Origin of the sequence: Frigoribacterium sp. CFBP 13712 (assembly GCF_014842255.1) — a bacterium.
Classification (GTDB): domain Bacteria; phylum Actinomycetota; class Actinomycetes; order Actinomycetales; family Microbacteriaceae; genus Frigoribacterium.
The window spans coordinates 21449-39251 of sequence record NZ_JACYVH010000006.1 but is presented as its reverse complement, the minus strand read 5'-3'; the positions used below and the strand labels follow the sequence as shown (position 1 = coordinate 39251).

Genomic DNA, 17803 nt, shown 5'->3' with positions numbered 1-17803 from the left:
GGACACGACGCCACCTTTTCTCGTGGCGTCGTGTGCATCTCCTGGCGTCGTGCGGTGGATCCGCCGGTCAGCCGGCGTCGCCGACGGCGCGCAGGTGCGGGGCCGGGGCGGCGGCCGCGCGCGTGTCGGTGAGGCCGAACAGCGCCTCGAGCCCGTCGCGGAACTCCTCGCCGCGGCCCTCGCGGGCCAGCTCGCGCGCCCGCACCGACGGGGTGTGGAGCAGCACGCCGGCCAGGTGACGCAGCGCGGCCTCGGTGCGGTCGGACGAGTCGCCACGCGACCGCGCCCGCTCGATCTCGGAGTCGAGCAGGTCGAAGACGTGCTTCCGCAGCGCGACGACCGCGGGGGTCAGCGACTGCTCGGCGGCGACGGCCTGGAACTCGGCGGCGGCCGTCGACACGAGCGCGCGGGCGTCGTCGGCGGCGGTGAGCTCGGCGAGCGGAGCGTGCAGGCTGATCGTCTCGAGGTCGAGCAGCTCGACGCCCTCGACCTCGGTGACCAGCGGGTCGACGTTGCGCGGCAGACCGAGGTCGATGACGAGTCGGCGCGCGCCCGGGGTGACGACGTCGGGGGTGACCACGGGCTGGGTGGTCGAGGTGCAGGTGATGAGGACGTCGCACCACTCGATGGCGGTGGCGAGGTCGTCGTAGGGGGTCGCGTCGTGCTTCAGCCCGAACCAGGAGGCGCGACCCGACGACGAGTAGACGGCCAGCCGGTCGGCGCCCCGGTCGCGCAGTGCGGTGACCGTGGTGGCCGCGTACTGGCCGGTGCCCACGATCAGCACCCGGGCGTGGGCCCAGTCCGTGACGCGCGAGGAGGCGAGCTCGAGGGCGAGGCGGACGAGCGAGCGACCCGCGCCTCCTACGTTCGTGCGGTTCTTGACGCCCCGCGAGGTGTGCGAAGCCTTCTGGAAGAGGCGTTCGAGGTCGGACGACGTCGTGCCGCCCTCGCGGGCCCGCTCGAGGGCGCGACGCACCTGACCCGAGATCTCGTCTTCGCCGATGACGACCGACTCGAGGCCGGAGCTGACGGCGAACAGGTGCTCGACGACCTCGTCGCCGGTGATGACCCGCACGCTGTCGCGGAGGTCGTCGGCCGTGACGTCGCTCGCATCGCTCATGGTGGCGATGGTGGCCTCGACCGCGACGGCGCTGCCGGCGGTGAGGGGCTCGTCGACGTCGAGGTAGGCCTCGAAGCGGTTGCAGGTCGCGAGCACGACGGCGCCGTTGACGAAGTCGCTGCCGTCGACCAATGTGCCGACCGCGGAGGGTGCGCCGATGCTCAACTTCTCGAGGAGGTCGAAGCTGGCGTTCCGATGGGACGCCGTCAGGCAGATGAGCACCGATCAAGAGTAACGCCCCCGGGCGCATTCGGCTGGGTGATGGCTCGACGTCGAGCGGAAGCGCGGGGTGATGCTGAGGCACGGGAATGCTCAGCCGGTGTTGCGCATTGCAACACGAGGCCCCGCCGACCACCCGCTCGGCCCGACGACAGGAGAATCATGACCATCAGCACCCAGTGGCAGCTCATCGCCCGCCCCCAGGGCGAGCCCACCCCCGACGACGTGCGCCGTGTCGAGGTGACGCTGCCCGAGCTCGGCGAGGGCGAGGTCCGGGTGCAGAACGAGTTCCTCTCCGTCGACCCCTACATGCGCGGTCGGATGAACGACGTCAAGTCGTACGTGCCGCCGTTCGCCCTGAACGAGACGATGACCGGCGGTGCCATCGGCCGCGTGGTCGAGTCCCGCTCGGGCGACCTCCCCGTCGGCGCGGTCGTGCAGCACGACCTCGGCTGGCGCGACGTGGCCCAGGGAGGCGCGGGCTCGTTCCGTGCCGTGCAGCCCGTCGACGGAGTGCCGCTGTCGGCCTACCTCGGCGTGCTCGGTCTCACCGGGCTGACCGCCTACGTCGGTCTGACGGAGATCGCCGGCATCCGCGAGGGCGACGTCGTCTTCGTCTCGGGAGCCGCCGGCGCCGTGGGCACCATGGTCGGCCAGATCGCCCGTCTCAAGGGCGCCTCGCGTGTGATCGGCAGCGCCGGATCCGCCGAGAAGGTCGAGCTGCTCACCTCGAAGTACGGCTTCGACGCGGCCTTCAACTACAAGGACGGCGACGTCACCGAGCTGCTGCGCGAGGCAGCGCCCGACGGCATCGACCTCTACTTCGACAACGTCGGAGGCGACCACCTCTCGGCCGCCCTCGACTCGTTCCGCGACGGCGGACGCGCGGCGCTCTGCGGCTCGATCGCGAACTACAACTCGACCGGCGCCCCGGTCGGCATCACCGGCCTGACCAACATGGTCACGCGCGGCCTCATGATGAAGGGCTTCACGCTCGGGAACTACCGTCACGTCGCTCCGGCCTTCCAGGCCGAGATGGGCCCGTGGCTGGCGAACGGCGACGTCGTCCACGACGAGACCGTGGTCGAGGGCATCGACCAGGCCTTCGAGGCGTTCACCGGCCTGATGCGCGGTGCCAACGTCGGGAAGATGGTCGTCAAGGTCGGCTGACCCGCGCCTCCTCGGCCGACCCGCGCCTCCTCGGCTCCGCGGTCGTCGAGGTGACCCGACGAGGGGTCCGTCGCCCAGGCGAGACCCCCGTCGCGTCACCTCGATGCGATGCCCAGCGGGCGATGCGAGAATCTTCGGCGTGAACTCCTCCGCCTTGCCCGACCAGCACCCGCTCGCGACCGGTCTCACCGCCGACTCCCGGCTGGTGCGGGCCCTGCGGGGCGACCGACCCGAGACCCTGCCCGTGTGGTTCATGCGGCAGGCCGGGCGCTCGCTGCCCGAGTACCGCGAGCTGCGCGTCGGCACCAAGATGCTCGACGCCTGCCTGACGCCCGACCTCGCCAGCGAGATCACGCTGCAGCCGGTGCGCCGGCACGGGGTCGACGCGGGCATCTTCTTCAGCGACATCGTCGTGCCGATCAAGCTCGCCGGGGTCTCGGTCGACATCGTGCCCGGGCGCGGCCCCGTGCTCGAGACGCCGATCCGCACCGCGGCCGACGTCGCCGCCCTCCGACCCCTCGACGACGAGGCCCTGGCGCCGATCGCCGCGGGCGTCGCCCAGACCGTCGCCGAGCTGGGCAGCACGCCGCTGATCGGATTCGCCGGGGCGCCCTTCACCCTCGCCGCGTACCTCGTCGAGGGCGGTCCGTCGAAAGACCACATCCGTGCGCGCACCCTGATGCACAGCGATCCCGACACCTGGGAGGCGCTGCTCACCTGGGCGGCGGACGTCACCGGGGCCTTTCTCCGCGCCCAGGTGCTCGCGGGTGCCAGCGCCGCCCAGCTGTTCGACTCGTGGGTCGGGTCGCTCTCGCTCGCCGACTACACGGCGAACGTGGCACCGCACTCGGCCCGTGCGCTCTCGCACGTGGCCGACCTGGGCGTGCCGCGCATCCACTTCGGCGTCGGCAGCGGCGAGGTGCTGACCGCCATGCGCGACGTCGGCGTCGACGCGATGGGCGTCGACTGGCGCATCCCGCTCGACGAGGCGTCCCGGCGTCTCGGCGGCGGCACGCCCCTGCAGGGCAACATCGACCCCGCTCTGCTGCAGGCGCCCTGGCCCGTGCTCGAGGCCCACGTGCGCGACGTCGTCGAACGCGGTCGCGCCGCCCCGGCCCATGTGCTGAACCTCGGCCACGGGGTCAACCCCGACACCGACCCCGACGTGCTGAGCCGCATCGTCGAGCTGGCGCACACGCTCTAGAAGTCCACTCTCGTAGAAAGGGTACGACCGTGCCTGACCTGCTCCGCGCCTCCTCGACCGGTGCCGGCGGTTCGCCGGCCGACGTGGTCGTCGTCGGGGGCGGCGTCGCGGGGCTGGTCGTCGCGCGCGAGCTGGCCCGCGGCGGTGCGACCGTGCTGCTGCTCGAGGCGTCCGACCGTCTCGGCGGCGAGGTCGGTCGGCACACCGTCGCGGGGATCGACCTCGACTCGGGCGCCGAGAGCTTCGCCACCCGCGGCGGCACGGTGGCCGCGTACCTCGACGAGCTCGGTCTCGCCGACGACGTCGTGCTGCCCGACGGCCGCGGCGCCTGGGTGCACGAGGCCGACGGACAGGCCTTCCCGCTGCCCCGCACGGGTCTGCTCGGGATCCCCGGAGACCTCACGGACCCCGACGTGCTGCAGGTGATCGGCGTCGAGGGCGCCGCGCTCGCCGAGCGACTCGACGCGCAGCCGGCCGAGGTGGGCGCCGACGAGACGACGGTCGGCCCGTTCATCCGGGCGCGGATGGGCGACGCCGTGCTCGACCGCCTGGTCACGCCCATCGTCGGAGGCGTGCACTCGCGGCACCCCGACGACCTCCTCGTCGACCGCGTCTCGCCAGGGCTCCGCCGGGCGCTGCTGCGGGAGGGCTCGCTGGCTGCGGCCGTCCTCAGCCTCCGCGCGCTGGCCCCCGCCGGCTCGGCCGTCGCCGGTCTCCGCGGGGGCAACGCCCGCCTGGTCGACGCCCTGGTCGCCGACCTCGAGCGACTCGGCGTCGAGATGCGACTCGGTGCGGTGGTGTCGGCGCTCGACGCGTCGTCCGTCACCGTCGACGGCGAGCGACTCGTCGCCGACGCCGTGGTGCTGGCCGTGGGCGACGGTGCGGGGCGGGCTCTGGCGGGTCGCGCCTCCTCGGCTCCCGGCCTGATCACGCTCGTGACGCTCGTCGTCCGCGAGCCGGCGCTCGACACCGGGCCGCGGGGCACGGGCGTGCTCGTCGCCCCCGGCGCCCTCGACGTGCGGGCGAAGGCCCTGACGCACGCGACGGTCAAATGGCCCTGGCTCGCCGACCTCGCCGGCGGGCGGCACGTGCTCCGTCTCAGCTACGACTCGCCCGTGGTCGAGCCCGGCACGCCCGACGCCGAGCTGCGGGCCGTCGCGATCGCCGACGCCGCGGTGCTGCTCGGCGTGCCGATCGACCCCGACGCCGTCGAGGGCTGGGCGCGGGTCGCCTGGGACGCCCCTCTCGCCGCACCCGTCACGGACGCCGAGGAGGCGCGGGTCGCCCCCGTCGCCCCCCTCGACGGCGTGCATCGGGTCGGCGGTGCCGTGGCCGGTCGTGGTCTGGCCGCGGTCATCGCGCAGTCCCGGGCGACCGCCGCGGCACTGCTCAGCGGCGGGGTCGGGCAACTCGCGGCGCGCTCGGACTAGATTGGGGACTCGCGCGGCCGACTGCCGTGCGCAGACCACGAATGGAGCGACATGCGAGGCAAATTGATCTTCGTCGCCGGAGGAGCCCTCGGCTTCGTACTGGGCGCCCGGGCCGGGCGAGACCGCTACGACCAGATCTCGACGACGTCGTCCAAGCTCTGGCACAGCCGCGCGGTGCAGCGTCAGGTCGGCAAGGCGGAGGACTTCGCCGGCGCGAAGACCGCCGACCTCGTCGACGCCGGGGTCAACGGCGCGAAGTTCGTGATCGTGCGGGCCTTCGGCGGGGGCAAGAAGAAGAAGCAGAAGTCGGCGACCACCGGTAAGACCCGATGACCGATTCCACCCGAAGCGACCGGATCCGGCACGACTCCGGTTCACGGACGCGCTCGCGGTCGCTCTTCACCCTGCTGCACGACGTCCCCACGCTGGTCACCGATCTCGTCAAGGGCGAGATCGCGCTGCTCAAGAGCGAGATCATGGCGACGCTCAAGGCGTTCGGCCTCGGCGCCGGCTTCGTCGTCGGCGCTCTCGTGCTGGTCTTCGCGGCGCTGGGCGTGCTGCTGACCGCGATCGTGCTGCTGATCGCCATCTGGCTGCCGGGCTGGCTCTCGGCGCTGATCGTGGCCGTCGCCCTGCTGATCGGCGCGGCCATCCTCGGCTGGGTCGGCTACAAGAAGATCAAGGTCGGTCTGCCGGTCGTCCCCGAGAAGACCCTCGCCAGCCTCCAGCGCGACCTGCGCGCCATCAAGGGCGTCGGCACCATCCCGCGCACGCGCCTCGACGAGTCCTGACGCGCTCCCTCCTTCTCCGCACCTCCTCTGCACCGATCGGAACCATCGTGAGCGACACGAACGACATCCAGGGTCACATCGACAAGACGCGCGCCGAGCTGGCCGCCACGTTGAACGAGATCGAAGACAAGCTGAACGTGCCCAAGCAGCTGGGCGCCGCCGGTCAGCGCGCGAAGGCCTCGTACGAGCACGACAAGTGGCCCTGGCTGGCCGGTGCCGGTGTCGTGGCGTTGACCGTCGGCGGCATCCTGGTCGCTGTCGTCAAGCGCCGATAGTCCCTCCCCGGAGGCCCCTCCTCGAGGGGTTCTCCACCGTTCTCTCGAACTGGAAGTACCTGGTTGGGCTCCCAGCCGGGAGAGGGGGAGAATAGCCGCATGAGTACCAGCGCCGACGGGTCGGCACCCGTGTTGCCGACGTCAGATTCACCCGCCGCCCCCTCACCCGAGGCGCCGTCGCCGGCCCCGACCGACGCGTCGTCGTCGGCCGGTGGGGGCGAGCGGCTCGGCTACACCCTGTGGGCCGTCCTCCGACGCGACCTCCAGAACCCGTTCGCACCCGACGAGGCCGACGCCGAGGCGCTCGACGCGGTCGTCGCATCGCTGGCCGCCGACGGGGTCGTCGTCCGGGGGTTCTACGACGTCAGCGCCCTGCGCGCCGACGCCGACATCATGATCTGGCTGCACGGCGAGGTGCCCGAGGCCATCCAGTCGGCCTACCGGCGGCTGCTGCGTACCGACGCCCTCGGCGGTCTCCTCCCGACCTGGAACGCCATGGGCATGCACCGCGATGCCGAGTTCTCGCGCAACCACAGCCCCGCCTTCATGCGCGGCAAAGAGCCCGAGACATGGCTGACGGTCTACCCGTTCGTCCGCAGCTACGAGTGGTACCTGCTGCCCGAGGCCGAGCGCCGTCAGATGCTGGCCGATCACGGCAAGCAGGGCTCCGAGCACCGCGCGGTGCTGACCAACACCGTCGCGAGCTTCTCGCTCGGCGACTACGAGTGGATCCTCGCACTCGAGGCACCCGAGCTCGTGCAGCTCGTCGACCTCATGCGCGACCTGCGCTACACCGAAGCCCGCCGTCACGTCCGTGAAGAGATCCCGTTCTTCACCGGCCGACGGATCACCACCACCGAGATCATCGAGGTTCTGTCGTGACCGACACCAGCGGAATCACCAACGGCGAGCTCGTGCGCAACGCCACCCCGGCGGCCGAGCGCGGCCCCGAGCACGTCTCCGAGCCGACCGACTACGACGCGATCCTGCTGGCCGGCTTCGGCGGGCCCGAGGGCCAGGACGACGTCATCCCGTTCCTCCGCAACGTCACCCGGGGTCGCGGCATCCCCGAAGAGCGGCTCGAAGAGGTCGCGACGCACTACCGCCACTTCGGCGGCGTCAGCCCCATCAACCAGCACAACCGCGAGCTCAAGGCCGCCCTCGAGGCCGAGCTCGAGCGTCGTGGCATCGACCTGCCCGTCGTCTGGGGAAACCGCAACTGGGATCCCTACATGGCCGACGCGGTGCGCGAGGCCGACAGCCGCGGGTTCCGCAAGCTGATCGCCGTCGCGACCAGCGCCTACTCGTCGTACAGCTCGTGCCGCCAGTACCGCGAGGACTTCGCGATGGCGCTCGACGAGACCGGTCTCGCCGACACCATGCAGATCGACAAGGTGCGTCAGTTCTTCGACCACCCCGGCTTCGTCCAGCCGTTCATCGACGGTGTGCGCGACGCCCTGCTGAAGGCCCGCGCCGAGATCGACGGCCTCGACCTGTCGAGCGAGATCCAGGTGCTGTTCGCGACGCACTCGATCCCGTCGACCGACGCCGCGAAGAGCGGCCCGCAGTCGCGCGGCTTCGACGACGACGGCGCCTACGCCGCGCAGCACAAGGCAGTGGCCGAGGTCGTCATGGCGGCCGCCGAGGCCGCGCTCGAGCTCGAGATCCCCGAGGGCGGCGGCAGCACCGTGCCGTGGCAGCTCGTCTACCAGTCGCGCAGCGGCCCGCCGTCGATGCCGTGGCTCGAGCCCGACATCAACGACGCGATCGACGACCTCGCCGGTGGCCCGACGCGCGCCGTCGTGATCGTGCCGCTCGGCTTCGTCAGCGACCACATGGAGGTCATGTGGGATCTCGACAACGAGGCCCTCGAGACGAGCGAGAAGAACGGCTTCTGGGCCGTGCGCACGCCGACCCCCGGCATCGACCCGAACTACGTGACGGGCCTGGTCGACCTCGTGCTCGAACGCCGTGACGGCGTGCCGGTCGAAGACCGCCCGCACGTAACCGATCTCGGCCCCTGGTACGACGTCTGCCGCCCCGGGTGCTGCGAGAACGTCCGTCTCGGCTTCAAGCCCGCCCTCTCGGGTCTGGTGCCCTAGAGCTGTGACGACACTTCGCATCGGAACCCGCGGCAGCGCACTCGCCGTCGCCCAGTCGACCACGATCGCCGAGCGGCTCGCCCGCGAGACGGGCGCCGACGTCGAGCTCATCCGCATCAAGACCGAGGGCGACCGCACCCAGGCGACGGGCGAGTCGCTCGCCAGCCTCGGGGGCACGGGCGTCTTCGCCAGCGCACTGCGCTCGGCGCTCCTGGTCGACGAGTGCGACGTGGTCGTCCACAGCCTGAAAGACCTGCCGACCGCCTCGCACCCCGGGCTCGTCATCGGCGCGACACCCGGTCGTGCCGACGCCCGCGACGCGCTCTGCGCCCGTGACGGCTTGACCCTCGAGACCCTGCCGCAGGGCTCCCGGGTGGGCACGGGGTCACCGCGTCGCGCCGCCCAGCTGCTGGCACGACGACCGGATCTCGAGGTCGTCGACATCCGCGGCAACGTCGACACGCGCCTCCGCCGGGTCGGAGACGATCTCGACGCCGTCCTGCTGTCCGCCGCCGGTCTGGGGCGTCTTGGGCGCCTCGACGCCGCGACCGACCTGCTCGGTCTCGGCTGGTGGCCGACCGCCCCCGGCCAGGGCTCGCTGGCCGTCGAGGTCCGCGAGGGCGACCCCGACGAGACCCTCGCCCGCGGCCTCGCCGCGATCGACGACCGCGACACGCGTCTGGTCGTCTCGGCCGAGCGTCAGGTGCTGGCGCGGCTCGAGGCGGGGTGCGCCGCGCCGATCGGCGCCTCGGCCGTGGTCGACGCCGGTCTGCTGCTGCTCAGCGCCACGGTCTACAGCCCCGAGGGCGCCGGCACGGTCAGTGCGTCGCACGCCGTCTCGCTCGACGACGGTCCGCTCGAGACGCAGCTGGTCGACGTCGCCGAGGTCGCCGGTCGTGTCGTCGACGAGCTGCTCGAACTCGGGGCGGCCGAGCTCGCCCCGATCGGCGGCGGGCCCTCCGGCGGAGACCCGGTGGGGAGCGCCTCGTGACGGCCGAGCGGCCGCTCAAGGGCACCCGCGTCCTCGTGCCCCGAGGCGGCAAGTGGGGCGACGGCGTGGCCGCGGCGCTCCGTGCGCACGGCGCCGCCCCGGTCATCGCCCCGATGATCAACTTCGCACCCGCCGAGACGCCCGAGCTGCTCGCGGCCGCCCTGGCACGACTCGAGGCCGGCGTCTACGACTGGCTCGTCGTGACGAGCGCCACCACGGTCGACGTCCTCGTCGGCAACGGCATCCGGCCCCCGGCCTCGACCCGCATCGCCGCCGTGGGCGAGACGACGGCCGCGGCCCTGACGCTGTCGGGGTACCGCGTGGACTTCGTGCCCGAGGGCGACAACTCGGCCCGGGGCCTCGTCAAGGAGTGGCCCCGAGACGACGTCCAGGGTCGCGTGCTCGTGCCCCAGTCCGACCTGGCCGAGCCGACCCTCGTCGCCGGTCTCTCCGAGCGCGGCTTCGACGCCGAGTTCGTCGCCGCCTACCGCACCGTCGGCGTCGAGGTCTCCGAGGCCGTCGCGACCGGCGTCCGCTCGGGCGACATCGGCGTCATCCTCATCACCTCGGGCAGCGTCGCCCGGCAGATCGCGGCGCAGCTCGCTCCGCTGCCCGCCAGCACACTCGTCGCCTGCATCGGGCCGCGCACGGCGTTCGACGCCCGCGCCGCCGGCTTGCCGGTGCACCTGATCGCCGAGACCCGCTCGGCGGCCGCCCTCGTCCAGGCAGTGGTCGACCACGCCCTCGACGGACGCCACTCCGATCCCGAGAAAGACTGATGTCAGAGTTCCCCCGCGTGCGCCCCCGCCGGCTGCGCGCCACCCCCGCCCTCCGCCGGCTGTCGGCCGAGACGCGCCTCCACCCGTCCGACCTCGTGCTGCCCATGTTCGTGCGAGAGGGCATCGACTCACCCGCCGAGATCTCGTCCATGCCGGGTGTCGTGCACCACAGCCTCAGCAGCCTCCCGCATGCGGTCGCCGAGGCCGCCGAGGCCGGTGTCGGCGGCGTCATGCTGTTCGGCGTGCCGCTCGAGAAGGACGCCGTGGGCTCGGGGGCCACCGACCCCGAGGGCATCCTCAACGTCGCGACCCGGGTCGCAGTCGACGCGGCGCAGGGCGCCCTCGTCGTGCAGACCGACCTCTGCCTCGACGAGTTCACCGACCACGGCCACTGCGGCGTCCTCGCGGCGGACGGCTCGGTCGACAACGACGCGACGCTCGAGCGCTACGACGCGATGGCCGTCGTGCAGGCCGAGGCGGGCTCGCAGCTGATCGGCATGAGCGGCATGATGGACGGCCAGATCGGCTCGGCCCGCGACGCCCTCGACGAGGCCGGCTTCTCGAACAGCGCGTTGCTGGCGTACTCGGCGAAGTACGCCTCGGCGTTCTACGGGCCGTTCCGCGAGGCGGTCCAGTCGACGCTCGTGGGCGACCGTCGCACGTACCAGCTCGATGCGGCCAACGGCCGTGAGGGTCTCCGCGAGGTCGACCTCGACATCGCCGAGGGTGCCGACATCGTGATGGTGAAGCCGGCCATGAGCTATCTCGACGTGCTCGCCGAGACCGCCGCCACGAGCACCGTCCCGGTCTGGGCGTACCAGATCAGCGGCGAGTACGCGATGATCCAGGCCGCCGCCGCCAACGGCTGGATCGACCTCGACGCCGCGTCGTACGAGAGCGTGCTGTCGATCAAGCGCGCCGGGGCCGACGCGATCCTGACGTACTGGGCGACCGAACTGGCCACGCGCCTCCGGGAAGGACGCATCTGATGGGCATCGCCCGCGACGACCGCACCAACGACGGCTTCTTCGCCCGAGCGAAGCGCTCCATCCCCGGCGGGGTGAACTCGCCCGTCCGCGCCTACGGCTCGGTCGGGGGCACGCCCCGGTTCCTGGTGGGTGCGAAGGGGGCCTACGTCACCGACACCGAGGGTCGCGAGTACGTCGACCTGGTCGCGTCGTGGGGTCCGGCCATCCTCGGCCACACGCACCCCGAGGTGCTCGAGGCCGTGCAGCAGGCGGCCGCGCGCGGCCTGTCGTTCGGGGCGTCGACACCCGGTGAGACCGAGCTCGCCGAGCTCGTGCGCGAGCGGGTCTCCGTGGGCGACGCCCGGCCGATCGGCAAGATCCGCATGGTGTCGACCGGCACCGAGGCGACCATGACCGCCATCCGGCTCGCACGCGGCTTCACGGGTCGCGACCTGCTGGTGAAGTTCGCCGGTCATTACCACGGCCACTCCGACTCGCTGCTGGCCGAGGCCGGCTCGGGTGTCGCGACGCTCTCGATGCCCGGCTCGGCCGGCATCACCGAGGCGACCGCGGCGCAGACCCTCGTGCTGCCGTACAACGACCTCGACGCCGTCCGTCAGGCGTTCGCCGAGCACGGACCGCGGATCGCCGCCGTCATCGTCGAGGCCGCCGCGGCCAACATGGGCGTCCTCGCCCCGCGACGCGGGTTCAATCGCAGCCTCTCCGAGATCACCCGCAGCAACGGCTCGCTGCTGATCGTCGACGAGGTGCTGACCGGGTTCCGGGTCGGGCCCGCCGGCTGGTGGGGTCTCGAGGCCGCCGACGTCGTCCCCGACGGCAGCGGTTGGGAGCCCGACCTCGTCACCTTCGGCAAGGTCATCGGCGGCGGCATGCCGTTGGCGGCGCTCGGCGGGCGTGCCGACGTGATGGACTACCTCGCCCCTCTCGGCCCCGTCTACCAGGCCGGCACGTTGAGCGGCAACCCGGTCGCCGTGGCGGCCGGCACCGCGACGCTCCGACTCGCGACTCCCGAGGTCTACGCGACGCTCGACGCGGTCGCCGACCGGCTGTCGGTCGCCGTCTCGGAGGCCCTGTCGGCCGAGGGCGTCGAGCACACCGTGCAGCGCGCCGGTTCGCTCTTCTCGTTCGCCTTCACACCCGACGCCCCGCGAGACTACGACGACGTACGCGCCCAGCAGACCTGGCGCTACCCGCCGTTCTTCCACGCGATGCTCGACGCCGGGGTGAACCTTCCGCCGTCGGTGTACGAGGCCTGGTTCGTCACGGCGGCGCACGACGAGACTGCGGTGTCGCGGATCCTCGACGCGTTGCCTGCAGCCGCCAAGGCCGCCGCGGCCGCGACGGCGCCCGCCGCCGGGTAGCGGCCGGGCCGCTAGTCGGCCCGGCCCGCTCATCGAAGTGACCCGAAAGGGGCATCGGCACCGGCCGAGGGCCCCTTCCGGGTCACTTCGATGCCGCCGGGCGGCCCCGCGGGGTGCGCGTCGCCGGCCGGCGGCCCGGCTGGGCTCTTCCCGGCCCGCCGCAAGCATCGAGGTGACCCGAAGGGGGCGTCGGCACCGGCCGAGGGCCCGTTTCGGGTCACATCGATGAAGCCGGGCGGCCCCGCCAGGTGCGCGTCGCCGGCCGGCGGCCCCGCTGGGCCCTTCCCGGCCCGCCGCAAGCATCGAAATGACCCGGAGGGGGTGTCGGCACCGGCCGAGGGCCCGTTTCGGGTCACATCGATGAGGCCGGGCGGCCGCGCCGGGTGCGCGCAGACCAGCGGCCGGCGACGCGCTCGATCACCAGCGGGTGGTCGAACGCCGCCGAGACGAGCTCCGAGGTCAGCACGTCGTCGGCGGGCCCCTGCGCGAAGACGCGTCCGTCGCGCAGCAGCACCGCATGACTCGTGCTGGCCGGCAGATCCTCGAGATGATGCGTGACCGTCACCGAGGCGACGTCGGGGTGGCTCGCCCGCACCTCGTCGAGGGTGTCGAGCAGGTGCTCGCGCGCGGCGACGTCGAGACCCGTCGCGGGCTCGTCGAGCAGCAGCAGCGCGGGCGACGCGAGCAGCGCGCGGGCGATCAGGGCGCGACCCCGCTCTCCTTGCGACAGCACCGACCAGCGGGCCGTGGAGCGGGCCCCGAGTCCGACGGAGGCGGTCAGCGATCGTGCCCGCGCCTCCTCGGCGGGTGTCGGCGACCAGCGGGCGACGGGGTCGCTGCTGCCGGTGAGCCCGGTCAGCACCACCTCGTGCACCGTGTTGTCGCGCAGCATGCGATGCCGGGGGTCGACGTGGCCGATGCGCCGGCGCAGCTCGCTCAGGTCGACGCGACCGAGCCGCCGCCCCAGCACGTCGACCGTGCCCGAGGTGGGGTGACCGAGGGCGCCGCAGAGGGTGAGCAGCGTCGTCTTGCCCGCCCCGTTCGGACCGATCAGGGCCCAGTGCTCGGCGGCCCGCACGCGCAGCGAGACTCCGGCGAGCAGATCGCGACCCGCACGGGCGACCCGGACGTCGGCCACGTCGAGCACCACTGGTGCGATGCTCGACGTGATCGACGTCGGCGTCACGAGAGGTAGACGCCCGCCTCGCGGACCTGCTCGTGGAACTCGGCCAGACGCTCGGGCTGCGTGCGGACCGCCTCGGCCGCGGCCTGGGCGTCGCCCTCGGCGACCGCGTCGCGCAGCGTCTTCGTGAACGCGAGGGCCGCGTCGAAGTCGAACAGACCCTGCGACGACGGGCGACGGATCAGCAGCAGGAGGCGCGGGCCGGTGTTCGCCCACAGTCGCGCCAGCGAGGTGCTCGCGCTGGCCTCGAGCAGCAGCTCGTTGAAGCGGACGAGCGCGCGGTCGTCTTCGGGCTTCTTCGCCGCGAACGCCTTCGCGCGGGCGTCGAGGATCTTCAGGGCCTCGGTGCGCTGAGCGGCACCCAGACGCGCGACACCGCGCTCGACGAAGAGCGCCCAGACGGCGTAACCGACATCGATGGTGTCGACGAACTCGTCGAAGGTCGGGTGCACGATGCGCGTGTACCGGTTCGCCTCGATGTCGACGAGCGCCTGGTCGGCGAGCTTCGCGATGGCCTCGCGGACGGGCGTGCGCGAGACGCCGAGCCAGGCGACCAGCTGGTCGTCGTTCAGTCGTTCGCCGAACTCGAGGGTGCCGTCGATGATCGCGTCGAACATCTTGTCGTAGACGACGTCGCGCAGCAGGCGGCGGGGGGCGGGCGGCTGGTCGGTGAGCGTGGGGATCGGCATCGGGCACTCCTGGGTCGGGCGGAGGGTGGGAGGTGCGGGCCGACTTCCCTGCGTCGGCCCGCACATGAGGCGGTGCGGTGGTGCGGTCTCGCTGTGGTGCTGTGGTGCTGTGGTGCTGTCTTGCGGTGGTGCGGTCTTGCTGTGCTGCGGCTCAGTGTCCGAGCGGGGTCACGACGGGGTCGAGAGGAGGGCCCCGTCGACCTCGACGGCCTCGAGGTGGCGGAGGTTCGCCTCGTTCAACGGGATGAACGCGGCGATGGCGAGGTCGATGTCGCGTCGGCGCACGGCCTCGCGGATGCGGTTCAGGAAGTCCGTCGTGAGCTCCCACTGCCAGTGGTTGAGCACGGGCTTCGACATGAACATGACGCGCGCGTTGACGAGGCGCTCGGCGCTGTCGAGCAGCGGGTTGCCGACCTTCGTGCGGAGGTACGCCGGCACGGCCTGGAAGTCGCCGAGGCCGCCGACATCGCGGGCGTCGAGGCGGCGGAGGGCCGTGTCGACCAGGGCCGTGAACTCGTCGACGTCGGAGTCGGAGAGCAGCGGGATCGCCCACCGCGCCGTCAACTCGTTCAGCCCGGCGTACACCTGCAGCGCGTGCCGATAGAGATCGAAGTCGGGCATCGCGATGCGCGTGTAGCGGTTGGCCTCCATCTCGACGAGGCCGTAGTCGACCAGCTTGGCGATCGCCTCGCGGATGGGCGTGCGCGAGACGCCGAGCCAGGTGACCAGCTCGTCGTCGTTGAGGCGCTCGCCGGGCTGCAGCGTGCCGTCTTCGATCGCGGACAGCATCTTGTCGAACACGACGTCACGGAGGAGGCGGCGGGGGGCCGGGTTCTCGGGGCCGGTGGGGATGGGCATGTATCAGACCTTCAATGCGCGAGGAAGTATCGATTATCCGGTACTTTACTCGACCGCTGCGAACCGTGTCGAGGCCCCACGCTCACGGCCGCGCCCTCGGGGCCGACCCTCGGGGTTCCGCCGGAGGCCGTCGTGTCAGGCGCCCACGCGCACGACCGTGCGTCCGCGCACGCGCCCGGCGACGATCTCGGGGCCGAGCGCGACGACCTCGTCGAGGGTCGTCTCGGTGGTCAGCGAGTCGAGCAGCTCGAGGTCGAGGTCGGTCGCGAGCCGTGACCACGCCTCCTGGCGGAGTGCCAGGGGGGCCTGCACCGAGTCGATGCCCGCCAGGGTGACCGACCGCAGGATGAACGGCAGCACCGTAGTCGTGAGGTCCGAGCCCTGAGCGAGGCCGCAGGCCGTGACCGTGCCGCCCCAGGCGGTCTCGGCGAGCACGCTCGCGAGGGTCGTGCTGCCGACCGAGTCGACGGCACCTGCCCAGCGGGGGCGTCGGAGCGGCTTCCCCTGCTCGCCGAGCTCGGCACGGTCGATGACGGACGAGGCGCCCAGCGACCGCAGGTACGGCCCCAGCTCGTCGGCCCGACCCGAGGAGGCGGTGACCGAGTACCCGAGTCGACTCAAGACGGCGACGGCCACCGACCCGACACCTCCGGCGGCGCCGGTGACGACGATCTCGCCGTCGCCCGGCCGCACGTCGCGCTCGAGACGGAGCACGCTGAGCATCGCGGTCAGACCGGCCGTGCCGATCGCTGCCGCACGCCGGGCGTCGATGCCGTCGGGCACGGCGACGAGCGTGGCGGTGTCGACGACGGCGCGTTCGGCGTAGCCGCCGTCTCGCGTCTCGCCGAGACCCGCGCCCGTGGCGACCACCAGGTCGCCGACCGCGAACGACGCGGGCGACGCGGGCGACGCGGAGGCGGATGAGGATGCGCCGCTCGAGACAGGCCCGACGGCCGCGATCGTCCCGACGAGGTCGATGCCCGGCACGAGCGGGCTGACCCGTGCGACGCCCGGGTCGCCCGCGAGGGCGAGCCCGTCTTTGTAGTTCAGGCCCGACCAGAGCACGTCGACGACGACCTGGCCGGGGTCGAGGCCGTCGCCGTCGGGCCCGGGCCCCACCTCTCGGAGAGACGCGGGATGACCCTTCTCGACGACGACGGCTCGCATGGGCGTCAGGCTACGCGGAGTCGCGCGGCGTGGTGCTGCGCGGCGTGGTGCCGAGAGGCGACGTGCCGACGGTCGAGTCGGTCGCCGCGCCGGCACGCCCGCCCAGGAACCCGCCCAGGGCACCGACGAGGTCGAGACCCGTCGTGGCCTTGACGACGTCCTGCAGCTGCGTCATGTTGTTCGCCACCGACTTGGTGAGCTCGTTCGCCCCGTCCGTCGACACGACGGTGAGGGTGTCGATGTTGCTCATCGGCGCCGCCATCTCGCGGGCGATGTCGGGCAGGCGCGAGATGACCTGCGACGCGAGCGCCGCCTGGCCGAACTTGCCCTGCGCCTCGGCGAGGGCGTCGACGGCCTCGGCCTCGGCCAGACCCTTCGCCTTGATGGCCGCGGCCTCGGCGCGACCGGCGGCCTCGACGGCTGCGGCCTCGTTCTCGGCGGCGGCGCGGGCGGCGTCGGCGAGCTGCGTGCGGCGGAACGCCTCGGCCTCGACGGCGGCGTTGGCGGCGTCGCGCTCGGCCTCGGCGTTCTGGACGGCGGCGTACGCGGCGGCCTCGGCGGGCTGACGCACGTCGATGTTCAGGCGCTCCTGGTTGACCTTGGCCTGCTCGGCGACGGCGATGCTCTCCTGCTCGGCGACCAGCTTGTCTTGAGTGGCACGGGCCAGCTCGCCGGCGGCGGAGGCCTCGGCGTTGGCGCGGTCGGTCTCGGCCTTGATCTGCGCCTGGCGCACGTCGAGCTGCAGCTGACGCTCGGCGGTCTGCTGCGTGTTGCCGATGCGGGCCAGGGCGGCGATGCGCTCGGCCTCCGCCTCGGCGACGTCGGCGTTCTGCTTGGCGACGGCCGCCTCGGCGCGACCGCGGTCGGCGAGGTAGGTGCTGCCCGGGGTCTCGATCTCGCGGATGTTCATCGTCTCGATCTGCAGACCGAGCTCGGCGAGCTCGCCCTTCGTCTCGTTGACGGCGTCGGCCGCGAGGCGCGAGAAGTTCTTCACCAGGTCGTCGACCGGCTGCCCGCCGATCAGACCGCGGATCGAGCCCTCGAGCGACTGCTGCACGATGACCGGCAGCTGCTGCTGCTGCAGCAGGTAGCGCTGGGCGGCGCGGCGCACGCCGTCTTCGGTGCCGGTGACCTTGAAGTTGACCGTGGCCTTGACCGCGGTGCGGATGTAGTTGGCGTCGATCGCCTGGACCTCGACGGGGGTCTGGTACTGCTCGAGGCTGAGCTTGAAGCCCTCCTGGAAGATGGGCCAGACGAACGTGCGGCCCCCGATGATCACCTTCTGCGGGCTCGAGATGCCACCGCCCTCGGAGCGCTCGGCACCACGGCCGACGACGATCAGCGCCTCGTTCGGCGGGACGCGGCGCACGCGGCTGGCGATGAACGACAGCAGCGCGATGGCGATGACGACCGCGACGACGATGGCGACGACGCTGGTGTTGCCGGAGATGAAGTCCACAGGGCTTCTCGTTTCT

Annotated in this window: 18 protein-coding genes; 12 read left to right on the top strand and 6 right to left on the bottom strand. The window is 72.5% G+C overall.

Features of this window, described 5'->3' with window-relative positions:
* Positions 1-67: 67 nt before the first annotated feature.
* A complete protein-coding gene (locus IFT51_RS11210; protein ID WP_192061170.1) occupies positions 68-1342 on the bottom strand; it encodes a glutamyl-tRNA reductase in 1275 nt (424 codons plus the stop codon).
* 159 nt (positions 1343-1501) lie between these two features.
* Here IFT51_RS11210 and IFT51_RS11205 point away from each other — a divergent pair, with 159 nt between their 5' ends.
* From IFT51_RS11205 to hemL, 12 genes are all read left to right on the top strand, one after another.
* Positions 1502-2509: an NADP-dependent oxidoreductase gene (locus tag IFT51_RS11205; protein WP_192061169.1), complete on the top strand. Its 1008-nt coding sequence runs from the start codon at positions 1502-1504 to the stop codon at positions 2507-2509.
* 103 nt (positions 2510-2612) lie between these two features.
* The gene (gene hemE / locus IFT51_RS11200; RefSeq protein ID WP_192061168.1) at positions 2613-3713 is read left to right on the top strand and encodes a uroporphyrinogen decarboxylase; all 1101 of its coding nucleotides are present in this window, start codon (positions 2613-2615) and stop codon (positions 3711-3713) included.
* A gap of 29 nt (positions 3714-3742) precedes the next feature.
* Positions 3743-5143, top strand: coding sequence for an NAD(P)/FAD-dependent oxidoreductase (locus IFT51_RS11195; RefSeq protein ID WP_371740767.1), 1401 nt, complete (start codon positions 3743-3745; stop codon positions 5141-5143).
* Between the two features lie 51 nt (positions 5144-5194).
* Positions 5195-5476, top strand: a complete 282-nt coding sequence (locus tag IFT51_RS11190) for a hypothetical protein (protein ID WP_192061167.1) — start codon at positions 5195-5197, stop codon at positions 5474-5476.
* Positions 5473-5934: a phage holin family protein gene (locus IFT51_RS11185; protein WP_192061166.1), complete on the top strand. Its 462-nt coding sequence runs from the start codon at positions 5473-5475 to the stop codon at positions 5932-5934. Before IFT51_RS11190 ends, IFT51_RS11185 begins: the two co-directional genes overlap by 4 nt.
* Positions 5935-5981: 47 nt before the next feature.
* Entirely contained in the window at positions 5982-6209 is a 228-nt protein-coding gene (locus tag IFT51_RS15380) for a DUF3618 domain-containing protein (protein ID WP_192061165.1), read from the top strand.
* 99 nt (positions 6210-6308) lie between these two features.
* Positions 6309-7091: a hydrogen peroxide-dependent heme synthase gene (hemQ, locus tag IFT51_RS11175; protein ID WP_192061164.1), complete on the top strand. Its 783-nt coding sequence runs from the start codon at positions 6309-6311 to the stop codon at positions 7089-7091.
* On the top strand, positions 7088-8311 hold the full coding sequence (locus IFT51_RS11170; RefSeq protein WP_243215011.1) for a ferrochelatase: 1224 nt from the start codon (positions 7088-7090) through the stop codon (positions 8309-8311). Before hemQ ends, IFT51_RS11170 begins: the two co-directional genes overlap by 4 nt.
* A gap of 4 nt (positions 8312-8315) precedes the next feature.
* Complete coding sequence (gene hemC / locus IFT51_RS11165; RefSeq protein ID WP_192061163.1) at positions 8316-9302, top strand: hydroxymethylbilane synthase; 987 nt, start codon at positions 8316-8318, stop codon at positions 9300-9302.
* Positions 9299-10081 carry a uroporphyrinogen-III synthase gene (locus IFT51_RS11160; protein ID WP_192061162.1) on the top strand — a complete coding sequence of 261 codons (783 nt, stop codon included), beginning with the start codon at positions 9299-9301 and terminating at the stop codon, positions 10079-10081. Before hemC ends, IFT51_RS11160 begins: the two co-directional genes overlap by 4 nt.
* A complete protein-coding gene (gene hemB / locus IFT51_RS11155) occupies positions 10081-11070 on the top strand; it encodes a porphobilinogen synthase (RefSeq protein ID WP_192061161.1) in 990 nt (329 codons plus the stop codon). The genes IFT51_RS11160 and hemB overlap by 1 nt, the downstream gene beginning before the upstream one ends.
* Positions 11070-12431 carry a glutamate-1-semialdehyde 2,1-aminomutase gene (gene hemL / locus IFT51_RS11150; protein ID WP_192061160.1) on the top strand — a complete coding sequence of 454 codons (1362 nt, stop codon included), beginning with the start codon at positions 11070-11072 and terminating at the stop codon, positions 12429-12431. The genes hemB and hemL overlap by 1 nt, the downstream gene beginning before the upstream one ends.
* 352 nt (positions 12432-12783) lie before the next feature.
* Here the strand turns inward: hemL and IFT51_RS11145 are convergent, their stop codons facing one another.
* The 5 genes from IFT51_RS11145 to IFT51_RS11125 form a co-directional block, all read right to left on the bottom strand.
* The gene (locus IFT51_RS11145; protein ID WP_371740766.1) at positions 12784-13617 is read right to left on the bottom strand and encodes an ABC transporter ATP-binding protein; all 834 of its coding nucleotides are present in this window, start codon (positions 13615-13617) and stop codon (positions 12784-12786) included.
* Positions 13614-14303 carry a GntR family transcriptional regulator gene (locus tag IFT51_RS11140; protein WP_192061159.1) on the bottom strand — a complete coding sequence of 230 codons (690 nt, stop codon included), beginning with the start codon at positions 14301-14303 and terminating at the stop codon, positions 13614-13616. The genes IFT51_RS11145 and IFT51_RS11140 overlap by 4 nt, the downstream gene beginning before the upstream one ends.
* A 168-nt stretch (positions 14304-14471) precedes the next feature.
* On the bottom strand, positions 14472-15161 hold the full coding sequence (locus IFT51_RS15175) for a GntR family transcriptional regulator (RefSeq protein ID WP_244637232.1): 690 nt from the start codon (positions 15159-15161) through the stop codon (positions 14472-14474).
* A 135-nt stretch (positions 15162-15296) separates the two neighbouring features.
* A complete protein-coding gene (locus tag IFT51_RS11130; RefSeq protein ID WP_192061158.1) occupies positions 15297-16328 on the bottom strand; it encodes an acryloyl-CoA reductase in 1032 nt (343 codons plus the stop codon).
* A gap of 10 nt (positions 16329-16338) precedes the next feature.
* Positions 16339-17787 carry an SPFH domain-containing protein gene (locus IFT51_RS11125; RefSeq protein ID WP_192061157.1) on the bottom strand — a complete coding sequence of 483 codons (1449 nt, stop codon included), beginning with the start codon at positions 17785-17787 and terminating at the stop codon, positions 16339-16341.
* Positions 17788-17803: the final 16 nt, after the last annotated feature.